This is a genomic window from Sphingomonas sp. CCH9-F2, from assembly GCF_001556735.1.
Classification (GTDB): domain Bacteria; phylum Pseudomonadota; class Alphaproteobacteria; order Sphingomonadales; family Sphingomonadaceae; genus Sphingomonas; species Sphingomonas ginsenosidimutans.
In genome coordinates this window covers 1-17,026 of sequence record NZ_LSJO01000510.1, presented here as the reverse complement: position 1 = coordinate 17,026, position 17,026 = coordinate 1, and the positions used below count along the sequence as shown (strand labels likewise).

General features: G+C 63.5%; 18 protein-coding genes and 1 pseudogene. 7 read left to right on the top strand and 12 right to left on the bottom strand.

The window, feature by feature from the left end:
• Positions 1-117: 117 nt before the first annotated feature.
• Positions 118-2,082 carry a protein-L-isoaspartate(D-aspartate) O-methyltransferase gene (locus tag AX685_RS14570; RefSeq protein ID WP_066489953.1) on the bottom strand — a complete coding sequence of 655 codons (1,965 nt, stop codon included), beginning with the start codon at positions 2,080-2,082 and terminating at the stop codon, positions 118-120.
• Positions 2,083-2,190: 108 nt separating this feature from the next.
• A complete protein-coding gene (locus tag AX685_RS14565; protein WP_156445830.1) occupies positions 2,191-2,454 on the bottom strand; it encodes a hypothetical protein in 264 nt (87 codons plus the stop codon).
• Between the two features lie 139 nt (positions 2,455-2,593).
• Here AX685_RS14565 and AX685_RS21160 point away from each other — a divergent pair, with 139 nt between their 5' ends.
• The 3 genes and pseudogenes from AX685_RS21160 to AX685_RS21155 form a co-directional block, all read left to right on the top strand.
• A complete protein-coding gene (locus AX685_RS21160) occupies positions 2,594-3,601 on the top strand; it encodes a BON domain-containing protein (protein WP_082740990.1) in 1,008 nt (335 codons plus the stop codon).
• A gap of 79 nt (positions 3,602-3,680) precedes the next feature.
• Positions 3,681-4,052 carry a PRC-barrel domain-containing protein gene (locus AX685_RS14555; RefSeq protein ID WP_066489945.1) on the top strand — a complete coding sequence of 124 codons (372 nt, stop codon included), beginning with the start codon at positions 3,681-3,683 and terminating at the stop codon, positions 4,050-4,052.
• A 70-nt stretch (positions 4,053-4,122) separates the two neighbouring features.
• Positions 4,123-4,395: pseudogene (locus tag AX685_RS21155) on the top strand (HU family DNA-binding protein); the annotation flags it as partial.
• Between the two features lie 94 nt (positions 4,396-4,489).
• On the opposite strand, the gene ppa reads toward AX685_RS21155, so the two are convergent.
• The 3 genes from ppa to AX685_RS14545 all read right to left on the bottom strand — a co-directional run bounded on the left by ppa (position 4,490) and on the right by AX685_RS14545 (position 8,318).
• The gene (gene ppa / locus AX685_RS14550; protein ID WP_066489942.1) at positions 4,490-5,053 is read right to left on the bottom strand and encodes an inorganic diphosphatase; all 564 of its coding nucleotides are present in this window, start codon (positions 5,051-5,053) and stop codon (positions 4,490-4,492) included.
• Between the two features lie 43 nt (positions 5,054-5,096).
• Positions 5,097-5,246, bottom strand: coding sequence for a hypothetical protein (locus AX685_RS22705; protein ID WP_197418630.1), 150 nt, complete (start codon positions 5,244-5,246; stop codon positions 5,097-5,099).
• Positions 5,247-5,732: 486 nt separating this feature from the next.
• Positions 5,733-8,318 carry a GAF domain-containing hybrid sensor histidine kinase/response regulator gene (locus AX685_RS14545; RefSeq protein ID WP_156445829.1) on the bottom strand — a complete coding sequence of 862 codons (2,586 nt, stop codon included), beginning with the start codon at positions 8,316-8,318 and terminating at the stop codon, positions 5,733-5,735.
• 226 nt (positions 8,319-8,544) lie between these two features.
• On the opposite strand from AX685_RS14545, the gene AX685_RS14540 reads away from it, so the two are divergent.
• Positions 8,545-9,918 carry a transposase gene (locus AX685_RS14540; protein WP_066489957.1) on the top strand — a complete coding sequence of 458 codons (1,374 nt, stop codon included), beginning with the start codon at positions 8,545-8,547 and terminating at the stop codon, positions 9,916-9,918.
• Positions 9,919-9,941: 23 nt separating this feature from the next.
• Here the strand turns inward: AX685_RS14540 and AX685_RS14535 are convergent, their stop codons facing one another.
• From AX685_RS14535 to AX685_RS14510, 6 genes are all read right to left on the bottom strand, one after another.
• The gene (locus AX685_RS14535) at positions 9,942-10,586 is read right to left on the bottom strand and encodes a recombinase family protein (RefSeq protein ID WP_066489937.1); all 645 of its coding nucleotides are present in this window, start codon (positions 10,584-10,586) and stop codon (positions 9,942-9,944) included.
• A 353-nt stretch (positions 10,587-10,939) separates the two neighbouring features.
• Positions 10,940-11,650 (bottom strand): VIT1/CCC1 transporter family protein, encoded by a 711-nt coding sequence (locus AX685_RS14530; protein WP_066489936.1) that lies wholly within the window; start codon positions 11,648-11,650, stop codon positions 10,940-10,942.
• Positions 11,651-11,823: 173 nt separating this feature from the next.
• Entirely contained in the window at positions 11,824-13,143 is a 1,320-nt protein-coding gene (locus tag AX685_RS14525; protein WP_231738904.1) for a sensor histidine kinase, read from the bottom strand.
• Between the two features lies 1 nt (position 13,144).
• A complete protein-coding gene (locus tag AX685_RS14520) occupies positions 13,145-13,831 on the bottom strand; it encodes a response regulator (RefSeq protein ID WP_064311306.1) in 687 nt (228 codons plus the stop codon).
• The gene (locus tag AX685_RS14515) at positions 13,812-14,414 is read right to left on the bottom strand and encodes a cytochrome b/b6 domain-containing protein (protein WP_066489955.1); all 603 of its coding nucleotides are present in this window, start codon (positions 14,412-14,414) and stop codon (positions 13,812-13,814) included. The genes AX685_RS14520 and AX685_RS14515 overlap by 20 nt, the downstream gene beginning before the upstream one ends.
• Before the next feature lie 2 nt (positions 14,415-14,416).
• Entirely contained in the window at positions 14,417-14,680 is a 264-nt protein-coding gene (locus AX685_RS14510; RefSeq protein WP_231738901.1) for a PepSY domain-containing protein, read from the bottom strand.
• A 211-nt stretch (positions 14,681-14,891) separates the two neighbouring features.
• Between AX685_RS14510 and AX685_RS14505 the strand changes: the two genes are divergently transcribed.
• From AX685_RS14505 to dmeF, 3 genes are all read left to right on the top strand, one after another.
• Positions 14,892-15,371 (top strand): acyl-ACP desaturase, encoded by a 480-nt coding sequence (locus tag AX685_RS14505; RefSeq protein ID WP_064311304.1) that lies wholly within the window; start codon positions 14,892-14,894, stop codon positions 15,369-15,371.
• 219 nt (positions 15,372-15,590) lie between these two features.
• A complete protein-coding gene (locus AX685_RS21150) occupies positions 15,591-15,866 on the top strand; it encodes a metal/formaldehyde-sensitive transcriptional repressor (protein WP_081609170.1) in 276 nt (91 codons plus the stop codon).
• Positions 15,867-15,876: 10 nt separating this feature from the next.
• A complete protein-coding gene (dmeF, locus tag AX685_RS14495) occupies positions 15,877-16,821 on the top strand; it encodes a CDF family Co(II)/Ni(II) efflux transporter DmeF (RefSeq protein WP_017980771.1) in 945 nt (314 codons plus the stop codon).
• Here the strand turns inward: dmeF and AX685_RS21145 are convergent.
• A partial coding sequence (locus tag AX685_RS21145; RefSeq protein WP_156445828.1) for a MerR family DNA-binding protein occupies positions 16,818-17,026 on the bottom strand: 209 nt, incomplete at its 5' end. The genes dmeF and AX685_RS21145 overlap by 4 nt on opposite strands.

Sequence of the window (17,026 nt, the reverse complement as noted above, 5' to 3'; positions counted from 1 at the left end):
GTCCGGCATCGTGACCCCGCCACTCGCGTTCAAAGCCCAAGGCCAGGCCGACGATGGTCGCGAGGCCCAACCTAACCGCAATCGCCTGCCAGCTACCGGCGGCCAGCTCCGGCATCGTCACTCTCCGAACGGGTAAGTTTCGGGCATACCGCGATGATGTTCGGGACCGAGCGGTGTCACGGCCTGTGTCTCGTCGAACCAGACATAAGCATCGAATTGCTCGGGCAGGACAGCCTGGCTGTAATGGCTCCATAGCTCGGTGTCCGGCCGATAGATCACGCCGATGAAGCGCTCCAGCCGCGGCTCGGACAGACGCCGGCGCAGTGCCTCGTGTTTGCCGGGTGATAGATCGAGCAGGAAGCGCTCCTTGCCGCTGTCATGACACAGCCGCTCATAGCTGTCGCGGCGCGAGGGCAGCACGCGCTTGACCTCCATGTCGCCGTCCCAGTCGGTCGCGGCTGCGACGGTGCCGGTGTGGGTGCCGAAGCCGATCAGCGCGGCATCGCGCCCGAACTTCTCGCGGCAGAGTTGGCCGATGTTCAGCTCGTCCCGGGTCACGCCCATGTCGGTATGGCGCGCGTCACCGATATGGCTGTTGTGCGCCCATACGATCGCTTTTGCGTTCGGCCCCTTTGCCTCCAGCAAATTCTCGAGCGTCTCAAACATGTGGGTGTCGCGGAGATTCCAGCTCTCGGCCCCGCCATAATACATGATCCGATAGTAGCGCTCGGCCGATGCTACGAGACGCGCGTTCTGTGCCGCGTCGAGAAAGTCGTCACCATCCTCTCGGGCATAATCGAGGCGCTTCGCCAGCAGCTCGCGGCACTGCTCGATCACGGCCTCTTCGCACTCGGCATAGCCGCGGCTGAGGGTCGCGCGGCCATAGGTGGCCGGGTCCTTCTGCCAAGGCGTCAGACAGCCGTAGCGCTCGCGCGCGACCTTGGCCGCTTCCGGGTCCACCCGGTCGAGATAGCCGAGCACCGCCGCGATCGACCCGGACATATTGTAGATATCGAGGCCGTAGAAGCCGGCGCGAGCATCCTTCTCGCTTACAGCTTCGTTACGGGATCGCATCCATTCGATCAGCGCGGCAATGTCGGTGTTGCGCCACATCCAGGTCGGGAAGCGTTGAAAGGGCGCTTCGGCCGCCTTCTGGGCGGGCCGATGCCGGACATAGTGATCCACCGTTGCGGCGTCCGGCCAGTCCGCTTCCACAGCGACGATGGTGAAGCCGTGCTGCTCGATCAGGTGACGAGTGATGGCTGCACGCGCCTGATAAAATTCGGACGTGCCGTGGCTCGCTTCACCCAGCAACACGACGCGTCGATCGGCAAAGCGATCGAACAATCGCACGAACGCCGGGTCGTCGAATGCCGGCAGATTCTCGGCTGCATCGGAGATCATCTCGGGAAGCGTCTGCTTGCGCGACGTGCCGGGGACGTGGTTGCTCGCCGAGCGGCGCCCATCCTCGGACCAGCCCTGCTCTCCGATCAGCGGCACGAAAGTGACCGCGCCCAGACTCTCTTCGCTGTAGCGGTCCTCGCTGCACCGCGTGACCTTGCAGAGCTTCTGGTCGCCATATTCGCCAACCGGAATCACCAGTCGGCCATCCACCGCGAGCTGCGCCTTGAGTGCCTGGGGCACCTCGGGTCCGCCAGCGGCGACGAGGATCGCATCGAACGGCCCTGCATCGGGCCACCCCCTGGTTCCGTCGCCGACGCGCAGCGTAATGTTCTTGTAGCCAAGTGCCTCGAACCTCTCTTGCGCCATCCTTCCCAGCGCATCGTGCCGCTCGATCGCATAGACCTCGCCGGCGATCTGACCGATCACGGCCGCGGCGTAACCTGAGCCCGCGCCGACCTCCAGCACCCGGTCCCCTGGCGCGATCTCCGCCGCCTCGATCATGGCGGCGACGATGTAAGGTTGGGAGATGGTCTGCCCTTCCTCGATCGGCAGCGGGGAATCCTCATAAGCGAACTCGGCCATCGCCTCGCTGACGAACCGCTCGCGAGGCACCGTCCGCATCGCATTCAGAACGCGCTCGTCACGCACCCCGCGGCGCGCAATCCGCACGTCCACCATGTGCTGCCGGCCGTTTGGCCGAGTCTTTCATCATGCACTCCCGCGCGAAATCGAAACAGCGCCTTCCGGCGCGTCGTTCGATGAACGCACCGGGCTCGCCAAAGTTGGTTAACTGTCCTTCCGACGCCCGACATGGCCGAGCGTGAGCTTCTCCCGCGAACGCTTCACGCTGGCACCAGCCTCCTCCTCCAAGCCGGACCGTAGCGCCTTAGCGCGCTCCTCATGTTCCGTTGCGAGCCGGCGATGGGCCATCACCGCCTCCGGGCTGTCGGCCGCCTCGGCTGCCTCCGCTTCCTGCCTGGCGCGCTGCTCATGATATTCGGCTGTTTCTTCTGGCATCCTGACATCTCCCATCCAGTTCGGCTCACTCATAAGCCCCTCGGCCCCACCGCTAACCGGCATTCTGCCGCCGTTTGGCTCATCGGGGGGAACTGTATGAAAACGCGCCTGTTTCGCAAATGCGGGCTGTGCGTCCGGTGCGGTCTTGCCACAAAAATAGCAGGAGAGTGACATGGCGGATAATCGTTACGGCAGCGATCGGGATCGCGGCTATGATCGGGATCGGGATCAGGATCAGGATCGCGACTATGGTGGCGGACGCAGCGGCCAGGATCGCAGTTACACCGGGATGATGGGCGGGGAGAACGATCGCGATCGTTCCTATGGCAGCGGTCAAGGCGGCTTTGGCCAAGACCGTTATCGTGAAGGCAGCTCTGGCGGCTACGGATCGTCCAGCAGCCAGAACCGCTGGGATCAGGATCAGGATCGTTACGGCAGCGGTCGCGGCTATGGTGAGGATCGCTATCTGGGCGGTCAGAGCGGCGGCTATGGCCGGTCCGGTGGGTACGGGCAGGGATCTGGGCAGAGCGGCTACGGCCAGGGCGGCTATGGTCAAGGTGGCGGATACGGTCAGGGCGATTATGGCCGCATCGGCAGGAACTATGGCGGCTCTCGCTATGGCGGATCGCAATTCGGTGGCAGCTACGGCGGCGATTACAGCCGTGGCGGCGGTTCTGGCCGTGATTATGGTCGCGGCGAGGACCGGGGAATGTGGGACAGGGCGGGCGATGAAGTCCGCTCGTGGTTCGGCGATGACGATGCCGAACGCCGTCGTCGCATGGATGAGCATCGGGGCCGGGGGCCAAAGGGCTACACTCGTTCCGACGACCGCATTCGCGAAGATGTTTGCGATCGGCTGAGCGACGATCCGCGCATCGATGCGTCCGATATCGAGGTCAAGGTATCGGACGGCGAAGTCACGCTTTCCGGTACCGTCAGTGATCGACAGCTCAAGCGGCACGCGGAAGATTGCGTGGAGGACCTTTCAGGCGTGAAGCACGTCCAGAACAACCTTCGCGTCCAGCAGGCTTCCGGCACCGCAACCGGCTCAACCGGAACTACGGGCTCAACCGCAACGACCGGAACGACTGGATCAAGCTCCGGGGCGAGCGGTAGCACAGCATTGGGGACGGGCAGCGCCGGCAGCACGGGCAGCCAGTCGGAAAACGATAAGAAGTGAGAGTTTGGCGGGCGCTCCCATCAAGGAGCGCCCTTCTCCTCAAACACTGCATCGCTCATCCAAAGGAAAGGCAAGGGAAATGGCAGACAACAACGTAGCGACCGACGAAACCGATCGCCTGATCGCCTCCAACAAGGTTGAGGGCACTGCGGTCTATGACGCGCAAGGCAACAAGCTCGGCTCGGTTTACAATTTCATGGTCGATAAGCGCTCGGGCAAGGCCGAATATGCGGTCATGTCGTTCGGCGGTTTCCTCGGCATGGGTGAGGACTATCACCCGCTGCCCTGGGACCAGCTTACTTACGACACCAACCAAGGCGGCTATGTCGTCAATCTGACCCGCGAACAGCTCGAAGGCGGCCCGCGCTACCGCTCCGGCGAGGAGCCGACGTTCGATCGCGCCTATGGCCAGCAGGTCTATGGCTATTATGGGTCGAGCTATCCCTATTGACCCAGCGCCGGACCCGGACCGAATGGTCCGGGCCCTCATGCCTTTATTGGGAGCGGGGAAGCGGGGAGCAATGATCCGGTCGGAACTCGTCGCCGCGCTTACCCGTGACACCCGGAACCTCTCCACTGATACGGTCGAGCGGATCGTGTCATGTCTGTTCGAGGCGATCACAGACCGCCTTGCCGAGGGCGGGCGGGTTGAACTGCGCGGCTTCGGAACGTTCTCCACGCGGGCTCGCGATGGTCGCACGGGCCGCAACCCGCGAACAGGTGATGCCGTCGCTGTTGGCGCCAAGCGCGTCCCTCATTTCAAGGCCAGCAAGACCTTGCATGCGCGCCTCAATGGTTTCGACGAGCCAGGCTCTCCGACGCCCGCACCGCGATCACAGGCGAACAATGAATTTGAGCAGGAGCCGCTATGATGGCGAGCGGCTATGCCTACTGATCCTTGGAGGCGGTGCAGTTATCACGGCCACTTTTTTGCTTGATGGCTCGCATCACAAGCGCCGCTGCCGCATCGGCATCCGCCCATCGCGGCTCGCTGACGTACTTTCCGGTCTCTAGGTCTTTGTAGTGGCGAAAGAAATGAGCGACTCGCTTCAATAGGATGTCAGGCAACTCGGCGCAGGTCCGAATCTCCCGCAGAGCCGGGTTGAGAGCATCAACGGGCAACCCGATGATCTTGTCGTCGCCGCCCGCCTCGTCGCTCATCATGAGAGCACCAATCGGCCGAACGCGTACGAGGCAGCCCGGCACAACCGGAGCCTGCCCGACGATCAGAACGTCATGGGGATCACCATCGTCGGCGAGCGTGCCAGGAATAAAGCCGTAATTGCCTGGATAGGTCATGGCCGTGTGCAGAAATCGATCCACGCGCATCACGCCTAAATCGGCATCGAACTCGTACTTTACTGCCTCGCCTCCTTCGGGGATTTCGATAATCACGTTCAGGTCCCAAGGGGGATCCCTGCCGGGCGGGATGGTGCGATAGAGGCTTGGCATAGCAGCGAAACGAGTTTCGATACCGCCCGTTTCCGAGCGCCAGTCAACGCCACCAGGAAGACGACCCGAGTGCGGCCCATGGAAAGGTGTCCAGCAGCCAGGCCGCGATGCCGATAACAAATATGAGCACAATCAGGACAACAAAAAGGATTTGTCCGATCCGGCGCGGCCGATCATGAGGTTCATCCATCATCCGGTTTCCCTTTTCGCGTTTCGCATGGCGAGCAACGCCAGTGCTATGCGCATGAGTGGCAGGGGCATATCAGCCGCCTCAGTCATCGCCTCTCCGCCGGCCCCGGCCTTATCCTAACCGTACAGCGGACCGACTCGCCTGCCCTGTCCGCCTGACGCTGGCAGCGCTCCAGCACCTCCTCGTTGCCGCGCCCGATCACAACACCCGCCACCATTGCGTTCCGCGTTTCACGAATCTCTTGATACCGCAAGCCGGCGCGCCCCGCCCCATGCGTCAGTGCTCATCGTCCGCATCGCCGCGCTCTCGGGCCATAGCCATGCGTCCGGCGTCGCGCGCAGGATTGCGCCTCCGAGCGAGTAGACGCCTCGCGAAAGCAGGATGACACGCGATAGGCGCCGCGCGGCCCTCAACTCTGGGAGACGACAGGCATTGCGGATATAGCATCTTCGCCCCGCGACAACGATCTGCACATCTGTGGCAGGCTCGCTAAGCGTCCAGAACCTCTGCGATCTTGGCGGCAAGCTGATCTATGCCAAAGGGCTTGGGAAGGAAGTTGGTGCCGGGATCGAGCACGCCGTTATGAACTACGGCGTTACGGGTGTAGCCAGTCGTGTAGACGACCTTAAGGCGCGGAAGCAGCTCGATTGCTTGGTCAGCAAGCTGGCGCCCCGTCATACCGGGCATGACGATATCGGTGAACAGTAGGGTCACATCCTGTCCGGCCTCAATCATCGCCAGCGCCTCAGGCCCACTGCCGGCATGGATGACGGTGTAGCCAAGCTCGCGCAACGTCTCGACCGAGTTGTTGCGAACCCGCTCCTCATCCTCGACCACCATAATGATCTCGGTAACCTTGCCCTGCCTGACGGGCACCGGCGCCCGTCGCACCGCGGGCATTTCCTCACCCCAGAAGCGCGGCAGATAGAGCTTGAACGTGGTCCCATGCCCTAACTCGGAATAGACCCGGACGTGCCCGCCGGATTGCCGGGCGAAGCCGAACACTTGGCTCAGGCCGAGTCCCGTACCTTTTCCGACCTCCTTCGTGGTGAAAAACGGGTCGAACGCTTTGGTCAGCACTTCCGGAGGCATGCCGGTCCCGGTGTCCGTTACCGCGATCTGCACATATTGACCTGACGCAATCTCTGCTTCGCGGGCATAGCCGTCGTCCACATGAGCATTGCACGTCTCTATGGTGAGCTTGCCGCCTTCCGGCATCGCGTCGCGCGCATTCACCGCCAGGTTGACGATGACATTCTCCAGTTCCGTCGGGTCGGCCTTCGCCTTCCACAGCCCGGCGCCAAGGATGGTTTCGAGCTGCACCAGTTCGCCCAGCGATCGGATCAGCAGCTCGGCCAAGCCCGAAACCAGCTTGTTGGCGTCGATCGCTTCCGGAGATAGCGGTTGCTGGCGTGAGAAGGCGAGCAGGCGCTGGGTCAGCGTCGCAGCGCGGGTCGCGCCCTCCATGGCGCCATCCAAATATTTGCCCACGTCGCTCTCGCCACGCGCGAGGCGGCGCTGCGCGAGGTTCAGCCCACCCATGACGATCGCGAGCATGTTGTTGAAGTCATGTGCAATGCCGCCTGTCAGCTTTCCAAGCGACTCCATTTTCTGGAGTTGGCGAAGCTGGCTCTCGGCCGCAGCGCGGCGATCGGACTCGACCCTGATTTCGGTGCTGGCCTCAGCCAGCGCGGCGCTTTGCTGATCGACGCGCTGACTGAGCCGCAACAGGGCCTCGGCGCGTTCCACCGCCAGCCAGGTCATCCCCGCCACTTCCTTCACCAGCGATATTTCGGCCGGCGTCCAGTGGCGCACTTCGGCTTGGTGGAGGTAGATACCGGCCTGCCAATGCCCCTCGTTCATCAGCGGCACGCACAGACCAGCAAGCACGCCCGTCTCGGCATAAGGGGTGAGGTCGCCGTCATGATCGTAGCGGCTATCGCTGAAGACCAGGGTCTTGCCACGGCGCCGATCGTGCTCCGCACGTTGTCCAAAACCGCTGACCGGCTGAATTCCGGTGAGCGGCGCGAGCGTGCCATCCGTCCAGTTTCCGCCATGGCGCATCTGGGTGGGCCCGAGCAAACGATAGAAACCGGCGCGGTGAACACCCAATCTCTGGCCGAGAGCCTCTGCCGAGATGCGGATGATCGTCTCGGGATCAGCAGTCACGCGCTGCCGGGCGGTCAGCTCCACTACAAAATCGCGCTCCGCCTTGGCGGCACGGAGCGCAAGGTCCGAAGTCATCCGATCCGTGATGTCGTAGCTGACACCAGGGAAGCGTGTGCAGTGTCCGTCCGCATCGTAGATGCACCGGCCCTGCGCCGAGACCCATCGAACGTTTCCGCTTCGGTCCAACAGGCGGTACTCCGATGCGAAACTACCGCTTCGATCAAGGGCTTCGGCGATCTGGCCTTGCACCCGAGCGAGGTCGTCGGGATGAATACCCGAAAAGAACTCGGTAATCGGAGCGCCCTCGGCCGCCCGATCGGGATCGATGCCGTAGAGCGTTGCAAAGCGGCTATCGGCAGTCACGCGGTCAGCCAGAATATCCCAGTCCCACACACCGATGCTGTTGCCGGCAGACAACGCCGTTTGCAGACGTTCATCAGCCGCAGCGCGCTCTCGCTCAGCCACAACAAGCGCCGTGGTTTCGCCGGTGATGCAGAGCAGACCGGCAACCTCGCCGTTATCGTCGAACACCGGGGAGTAGGTGAAGGTCCACCAGCTCTCCTCCGGCACGCCTTGCCGCCTGAGGTCGAGCGGCATGTCGGTCATGGTGCGGCTTTCGCCAGCGAGCGTCGCCGTTACCAGCGGTTCGATCTCATCCCAGATATTGCTCCAGACCTCCCGGAACGGACGCCCCAGCGCCGTTTCGACCCGATATCCAAGGATCGGGCGATAGGCGTCGTTGTAAAAGCATAGCAGGTCGGATCCCCACGCCAGGAACATCGGCCGGGGGCAGGCGAGCATGAGAGCCAGCGTCGAGCGCAACGCTGGCGGCCACATCTCGATAGGGCCGAGCGAAGTGCCGGACCAGTCGTGCTCGGCAATTTCGCGATCTGTAATTTTTCTCACACTAGTTCCAAAGGACTTAGATATAGCCACGTGCGTAGGTCTTAGCACAGTCAGCAGCTGGCGCGAGGCTGGCCCAGGCTGGCGTCACAACCGAACGGGCCTGTTGAAAAATGCCGGACATGCTGGGTTGCTCCTTCGTTTCATGGCTGCCGAAAGGAGCGTCGCTATGATGGGACCAGCCTGTCGCGGTAAGCGGGACGGGGCGTCCCGCCGCACCATAGAAGCCATGTTGCCCACAGACCACCTGCTGCGTCGCGTCGATCGATGTCTCGACATCGGCGAGTTGAGACAGGCACTGGCCGGTCACTACAGCGCAAGGGGACGGCCATCGATCGATCCCGAACTCCTCATCCGCATGGCCTTGGTCGGCCGCATTTACGCGATCACGTCCGAACGGCGCCTGTGTGAGGAGCTGCGCTACAATCTGGCCTATCGCTGGTTCTGCCGTCTCGCGCCGGGAGACAAGGTTCCGCACCACTCGACGTTCAGCAAGAACCGGCACGGTCGTTTCCGCGATGCCGACGTGTTCCGGATCCTGTTCGAAAGCACGGTCCGACGCTGCATCAGTGAAGGACTGATTGGCGGAAAAGACGCCGCGATCGATGCATCGTTCATAGCGGCTGATGCGAGCTGGCAGCGCAAGACCGTTCCTGGCTACCTGCCGTATGTCGCCAACGCGTCGCGCGCGGTTAGGGAGTGGGTGCACGACACAAGAGATGCCGTCTTTGAAATGGCGCGCTCGAAAAGCTGCCAAGGCGTCTCTCGAACGGATCCTGCCGCGGCTTGGTCGGCGCGAACGGTGCGTGGCCGGTTCGGCTACGCCCTGAATGCGCTGGTCGACACCCCGAGTGGCGTCGCTCTCGATGTGAAGGCGACACCGGCTCGGTTCGCGGAGGAAGTTGATGCGGGGCGCGTCATGCTCGAGCGATCGGCCGATCGCTTTGATTATCGTCCCAAGCGGGTTGCGGCCGACAAAGCCTATGGCAGCGCCAACTTCCTCGGCTTCGTAAGGGATCACGGCGCAATCCCGCACATTCCGGTAATCGACCGTACGCAACAGACCAAGGGCAAGCTGCCGCGAACGGCCTTCAGCTATGATCGTGACATTGACAGCTTTACCTGTCCGACCGGAAAGCCGCTCCGACATCATGCCTTCCATCTGCCCACCGGCGTACACCGTTATGCAGCCGATGCGCGTGACTGCGAGGCGTGCGTGCTTCGGAAGAAATGCACGACGGCGCGGCGTCGTACCCTGGTTCGGCTGGACGATGAGGACGTCCGCGATCTTGCCAGAGCCGAAGTGGAAACCGGGCTCTACAAGCGGTCTATGCGGTTGCGGCGCGGGGTTGAACGGTTCTTCGCTGACGCCAAGGGTAAGCATGGCATGAGGCGGCTTCACCTGCGCGGTATCCGCGGAGCGGAAGAGGAGTTCCTGATCGGCGCGGCGGTGATGAACCTGATGATCCTTGCGCGATCGAACCGACTGAACGGCAAGCCGCGTCGGGGGGTGTGCGTCCCCGCGGCCCTGACTCCGGCTGAAATCTCGGCCCGGTCGATTGAACACGACGTGATCGCCTCGCCTGCTCGACGATATGCCTGATCGCTGAGGCGCGGCGTGATCTATCACGCGGCTTGCAGCCGTTCTTTGCGGTATGGCACACCGTCGAGCAGTGCCTGGCCCGGTGCCTTGGGCGTGCCGTCACCGTTCACGTACATATAGAGTGTCGTCGTCGTCATCCCGAGACGGCGCGCGACATCGGCTGCGATCGCGTTGCGATCGGACATGGCGGCCATCGCCATCGCCAGCGTTGCCTTGTCCATCTTGCGGGGTCGCCCTCCCATGCGCCCCCGCGCGCGTGCCGCGGCAAGGCCGGCCTGTGTGCGCTCGGCGATCAACTCGCGCTCGAACTCTGCAAAAGCGGCGAAGATGCCAAAGGCCAGGCGGCCGTTGGCGGTGGTGGTGTCAATCTGCGCGCCGGCGCCGGTCAGCACCTTCAACCCAATACCGCGCTCACGCAGCGCCTCGGCGGTGATGACCAAATGCCTCAGGTCGCGTCCGAGGCGATCCAGTTTCCAGAGCACCAGTGTATTGCCGGGCTGCAATGCCTTGAGACAGGCAGTCAGGCCGGGACGTGCATCATGACGACCCGACGCGAGATCCTCATAAATGCGCAAGGCATCGACGCCTGCGGCGAGCAGCGCATCGCGCTGCAGTGCCAGCGTCTGCGATCCGTCAGCCTTGGACACCCTCACATATCCGATGAGCATCGCCACCCCGCCAGAAAAGATATCTGACACCCTGCAATGTGCTGGTGGTTTCCGCAACGGGTATCCCGACCACAAGGCAGGGGGGACGAGGCAAAAACAGCAATCGCCAGAAAACCGGTCGTTTTTCTGGCGGTTGGTGTGCGCTGTGAGTGCCCGGTCGCTTCACGGCTAAAGACAGTTACGATGGAGGCTTCGGGAAACTTCGGCAACAAATTAGCGTGGTGCCGGATACGATCAGCTTTGCGAAAGGGGGGGGGCTGACCATAGGCGTGGGTGGCGATGCGTTTGCTTACTCGTTTTTGGGACGTAGCGGTGCCGACTAGTGTCGCATCGCCGCGCACAACGAAAAGCTTTTAAACCACCGTCCCGGTGAAAGCCCCAATAAGGGCCGTCATCCCCATCGCAAGGACACCCAGTAAAACCACCCGGATTATGGCGCGCCCGATCGGGGCGCCGCCCGCCTTCGCTCCAAGCGCACCCAGCACGCCAAGCAGCACCAATGCCGTTGCTGGCACCGCATAAAGCACAGCGCTACGCGGTGCTAATGCAGCGATCACGGGTAGGATCGCGCCGGCGGCAAATGCCAAGGCCGAGGATACCGCGGCCTGCATCGGCTGCGATGCGCCGTCGTCAGCAAGGCCAAGCTCATCACGGCGATGCGCTCCCAGAGCGTCATGTGCCATCATCTGTTCGGCCAACTGAATCGCTAGCGACGGCTCGACGCCACGCCCTTCATAGATTGCGGCCAGTTCCCGCGTTTCGGTCACGGGCGAACGTTCCAACTCGGCCGATTCTCGCGCAAGGTCAGCTTTCTCGGTATCCGCCTGCGAACTGACCGAAACATATTCGCCCGCCGCCATCGCCAGTGCACCCCCGACCAATGCTGCTACCCCCGCAACAAGGACTGTGCTCGCAGTCGAGCCTGGCGCGGCTGCGACACCGACGATCAGGCTTGAAACAGAAATGATTCCGTCGTTGGCACCGAGCACCGCTGCGCGAAGCCAGCCTGTACGGTGGACGAGATGATGTTCTCCTGGCGCGTGATCGATGGCGTCGGTCGTCATTGGCTATCCTAAAGTATGTCGAACTCGGTGAGCCGCCGAGTGGGCGGGAATTGGATTGTATTTGGCTCCGGACAGCAGTGCAGGGATGATGGAGCGATGTAGCTACGCCAGGTGCGTTGCGGCACGGGCCTGACGAACAGCTGACGAAAGCGATGGCTCCCGTAATTTCAAGGCTAGACTTCGAGTCGGACGCGAAACGAAGCACCCCCGCCTGTCGCGTTTTCGACGCTGACCGTTCCACCATGCGCTTCGGTCAACCGTTGCACGATGCCAAGGCCTAGGCCCGCTCCGGTAGAGCTGCGGCGATCCTTGCGCCAGAAGCGGTCAAACACGTGCGGAAGATCGACCTCTGCAATCCCCGGCCCGTAGTCACGGACCGTCAGCTGTGGACCGGGTCCCGCGCTTACGTCGATGGGCGTGACGCCGGGCGCGTGTGACAGCGCATTGTCGATCAGGTTGCGATAGATGCGGAAGATCGCTTCCGGGTGCCCGATCGCCGCGGTGTCGCCGAAGCTCTCGAAACGTAGATCACGCTGCGCCGCGAACACCTTTGGCGCCATCGCGGCCACGACGTCCCGGCCGATGTCGGCGATATCGATGGCAACGTGGCCATCGACGGCCAGCGCGTCGGCTTGGGCGAGATCGAGCATCTGTTCGACGAGACGGGTCAGGTGCCGCGCATCGGCCTGCAGTTCGTCCCGTTGCTTGCCTGCGGGGAGCCGATCGAGCGATAGCTGCATGATCGACAACGGTGTGCGCAGCTCATGTGCGGCGTTGGCAGTGAACTCCCGCAGAGTCGCCATCGCTGCATCGAGCCGACCGAGCGCCCGATTGACGGCACTGACGAGCGTGTTGACCTCTCGCGGCTCACTCGGCTCCGAAAGGCGAAGCAGGGTGTTGTCGGGTTCCAGCGCGTCCACTTCGCGCTCGGCATGGCGAAGCGGTTGGAGCACCCGGCGGACGGCGAAGACGTTGAACAGCAACAGCAACAGCGACAACGGGATCAGCGGCAGCATCACGTGCTGAATGATCTCGTTCACGATCACCGGCACATAGGGGCGGATGCCGTCGCCCTCGAACTGCATCGCCAGCCATCGCCGCTCCTCGCCGCGATCGATCGCGCGAACGCCCGATATCCGATAGCCGCGAGGAGTCTGTTCGCGCCGCGTCCAGTCGACCAGGGTTGACGCGCCGTCGATCCCGGTTTCCCCTACCCGCCGGAGTTCGGGTGATCCCGGTTCGACATAGCGCGCGGACCAGGATTCGGCCCCCGGCGGTCCGGTTAGCAGGTCGGGCGACAGCACGCCGCCTGCCTGAGCCTTCGTCGCTTCAAGCGTCAGCAATTCCTGCGCGAGCGATTCGGGCTGGCGACTGTAGGTGAACACGACGATCCCGACGTCGAGTGCTGCGAACAGCAGCGTGAACGCCGCCAGACGCGCCGCAATCTGTCGGAACAGCGTAGGGGGGCGTCGCCTTGGCCGAACCGCGTCCATCTTATTCACCAGATACGCTCGGCGCGAACAGCGCATAGCCGACGCCGTGCACGGTGCGGACCTGCACGTCCGCGCCGGCGGCGGTCAGGCGCTTGCGCAGCCGCGATACTGCCGCTTCCAACGCATTGGGCGTTACCTCGGCGTCCATCGCATATAGCGTATTCTCGAGCGCCGGCTTGGCGACGACGTGTCCGGCGCGGCGGAGCAGAACTTCGAGCAGGTTGATTTCACGCGGCGTCGCGTCGATCGCGACGCCGCCCACCTCGGCCGACCGTGAGGCACAATCGAGCACGACGTTGCCCGCGGCGAGCTGGGTGCCGAGCGACGCCCCGGGTCGTCGCAGCAGGGCACGACACCGCGCCGCGAGCTCGGGAATCTGGAACGGCTTCACCAGATAGTCGTCGGCGCCCGCGTCGAGTCCGGTGACGCGGTCGTCGAGGCCACCTCGCGCGGTCAGGACAAGGATCGGCGTCGCATTCTTGTCCCGGCGGGAACGGCGGACGATGTCCAAGCCGTCTCCATCGGGTAAGCCAAGGTCGACCAGTAGCAGGTCATATGTCGCCACCGTCATCGCCAGCTCGGCGTCCTCGACGGTCTCGACCCAATCGACCGCGAAACCCTGCGGGATCAGGCCGTCCCGAACCAGGCTGCCGAGCCGGGAGTTGTCTTCAATCAGCAGCAGGCGCATGGTCGATGTCGGTCCCCGTTGGTGCACGTTTGTAGCCAGTGACCATCGCCAGCGGCAGGTTTTCCCGGTGCCGCACGCTCTCGACGATCGCACCGATGACATGCAGGGCTACCGCGCCGATCAGAACATTGGCGGCGGTTTCGTGCAACGTCTCGACCCAGTTCACACCCCAGAATTGGTCGAGTCCCATCATCCATCCGCTGGTCCCCACCGTCGCCAGCAGGACAAGGAGGACGACGATCATTGCGCCTCCGGCCGGGTTGTGCCCGATGTAGCGCGGCTCGCGCCGGGCAGCCATCGCGCGAAAATAGCGCAGCAACACGAACGGGCCTGGCACGAAGCTGGCGAACCGCGCGTGACGGCGGCCGATAACACCCCAGATCAGCCGGATCGCCAGCGCCGTGACGACAACGTAGCCGACATAGATATGCGGCGTCTCCTCATGCCGAAGGAACGTCAGGTTGGCGATGACACCTCCTGCCACGGTCCAGTGAAAGATGCGGACGATCGGGTCCCAGACCTTGACCCTGCCGCGGTTGCGAGCAGGGTCTCGGGAAGGAGCCGCTGGAGCGACGTGGCTCATCGTCAGTCGACGTTGTTCTGAACGACCGCGCCGTTCACCGGGTTGAAATAGACCTCGGCGCGCTTGCCGTCCTTGGTGTGGGCGTAGATTTCGTAGCAGCTGCCGGACACCTGAAAGACCTTGATGTCGCGATAGCCCATCTTGGCGACGCGGCCTTTCATTTGTGCCGGCGTCATCCATTTGGCCTGGGGCGCCTTGGTGCAGACGGGCGACGCCATCGCCATCGGCGCAGCTGCGACGACGGCGAGAAAGGCTGCGACCTTCAAGGGGGCAAATCGGATCATCGAACGAGCTCCTGTCAGAGGCGGGATAGCCTCGATGACCGGGAGATCGCAGCACCGCCTGACCGAAACCTGACGGCACAGCGCGTTTTTCCGACGGCTCGAAAATGCGGTTGCCGCGGACCTGTCAGGTCGTCGTCAGGACCGAGGTCGATAGCGGGGCAGCCGCACTTCCGGCGGCAATGGAGTATCGACCATGATGAAGTCCCTGATCGTCGCTGCCGCCGGTGCCGCGACCATTTTCGCCGTCAGCGTGACCGCCGCGCCGTCGGCGCCGACCCGCCCGCTAGCCGCCAGCACGCGGGCGAACCTCGAAGCCGCGATGCACGGGGAGGCTTATGCCAACCTGAAGTATCTGCGGTACGCCGACCAGGCGCAGGCGGCGGGAAAGCCCGAACTCGCCAAGCTCTTCCGCGCATCGGCCAACGTCGAGGCCAACGAGCACTTCGATCGCGAAGCGCAGGCGCTGCGGCTCGGCAGCAGCAACAATGTGAACCTCGAAGATGCCATGAGGGGCGAGCACTACGAGAATGTCACGATGTACGTGAATTTCGCCAAGGAGGCGGAAGCGGCCGGCGACAAGAAGGTAGCGCAGATGTTCCGCCAGATCGCGGTCGACGAAGGCACGCATTACGCGGCTTACAAGGCTGCCCTGGCAAAGCTCCCCCGTCGCTAAGCCAGCTGCAGGCGCCGGCCCGGCCATCCCCCCGGCGGGCCGGCGCATCAAATCGGGATCGTTCGATAGGTTTTTAACACACGCCCGCCGGATGGGGCCTGAAAGAGCGCTCAGTGCCCTAATCGCGCAACATCAATTCGAACGCGAGATTTTCAACAGCCACGGACGGTTTTGACACCGACTTGCTGTTTACTGGCCTATAGGCTAGGGGGGTATCCTATGTCACATTTGTCTCAAACCAATGTCGATCTGGTCGCCCGCGTTCGTCGCATCGCCGGACAAGTCGGCGCGGTCGAGCGAGCACTTCAATCGGACTCGTCGTGTTCCGACGTGCTCCATCTGGTTGCCGCCGTGCGCGGGGCGGTGAATGGCCTCATGGACGAGATTATCGCCGAACACCTCGAAGCGCATGTGTCGCGGCCCGGCCTCGATGATGCCGAGCGGGCGGCAGGTGCCGAAGAACTGCTGGCGGTGATCCGCCGCTACGCCAAATAGGACGCTTTTCATGGCGGCTTTGCCCGAAATCGACGCCTTCACGCACGACCATGTATTCCTGGGCGCGGCGCACGACGACAATGCCCGCCGGACCCTGTGGGTCGTGGCGCTTACCGCCGGGATGATGGTGGTGGAGATCATCGCCGGTTATCTGACCGGCTCGATGGCGCTGCTCGCCGATGGCTTTCACATGGCGACACACGCGGGCGCGCTCGGGGTCGCCGCGGCCGCTTACGCCTATGCCAAGCGCCATGCCTCCAGCCGGGCCTATAGCTTCGGCACGGGCAAGGTCGGCGACCTGGCCGGGTTCGCGTCGGCGATGGTGCTGGGCCTGATCGCGCTCGGGATCGGTGTCGAGTCCATCCTTCGCCTGTTTCAGCCGATCACGGTCGCATTCGGGGAAGCGACGCTCATCGCGGTGGTCGGTCTGGGCGTGAACATCGCCTGCGCCTTCCTGCTCTCGGGCGGGCACCATCACGGGCACGACCATCATCACGGGCATGACCACCATCACGGGCACGGGCATGCGCACGGCGCGCATGGCGGTGACAACAACATGCGCTCCGCCTATGTCCATGTCCTGGCCGACGCGCTCACCTCGGTTCTCGCCATCGCCGCGCTGCTGGCGGGCCGCTATCTCGGCTGGGTGTGGATGGATCCGGTGATGGGCATCGTCGGTGCGATCGTCATCGCGCGCTGGTCATGGACGCTGATGCGCGACACGGCGTCCGTGTTGCTCGATGCGACCGATCATCATGTAGAGGAGGAAGTGCGCGAGTTGGTCGAGGCGCCAGGCGACGCGCGTATCACCGATCTTCATGTCTGGCGCGTCGGTCCGGAAGCCCACGCCGCGATCGTCAGCGTCGTAGGCGGGCAGGGCGTGACCGGCGACGATATCCGCGCCCGCCTCGCACCGGTTCATGAAATCGCGCACCTGACCGTCGAGTGCCGCTAGCCCTCGAAGGCGGTCAGGATCGGGCATGGTCCCTCCGCTCCTGACCCGCATTCATGTGCGAGCCGGCGAAGCGAGGCGCGCACCCGCTCAAGCTCCTCGATCTTCGCATCCAGTTCGGCAATGCGCTCGCCCGCGAGCTGGCGCGCGCGGGCGCGATCGTCGGTCGCATCCAGCGCCAGAAGCTCACCGATCTGCTCGAGCGTGA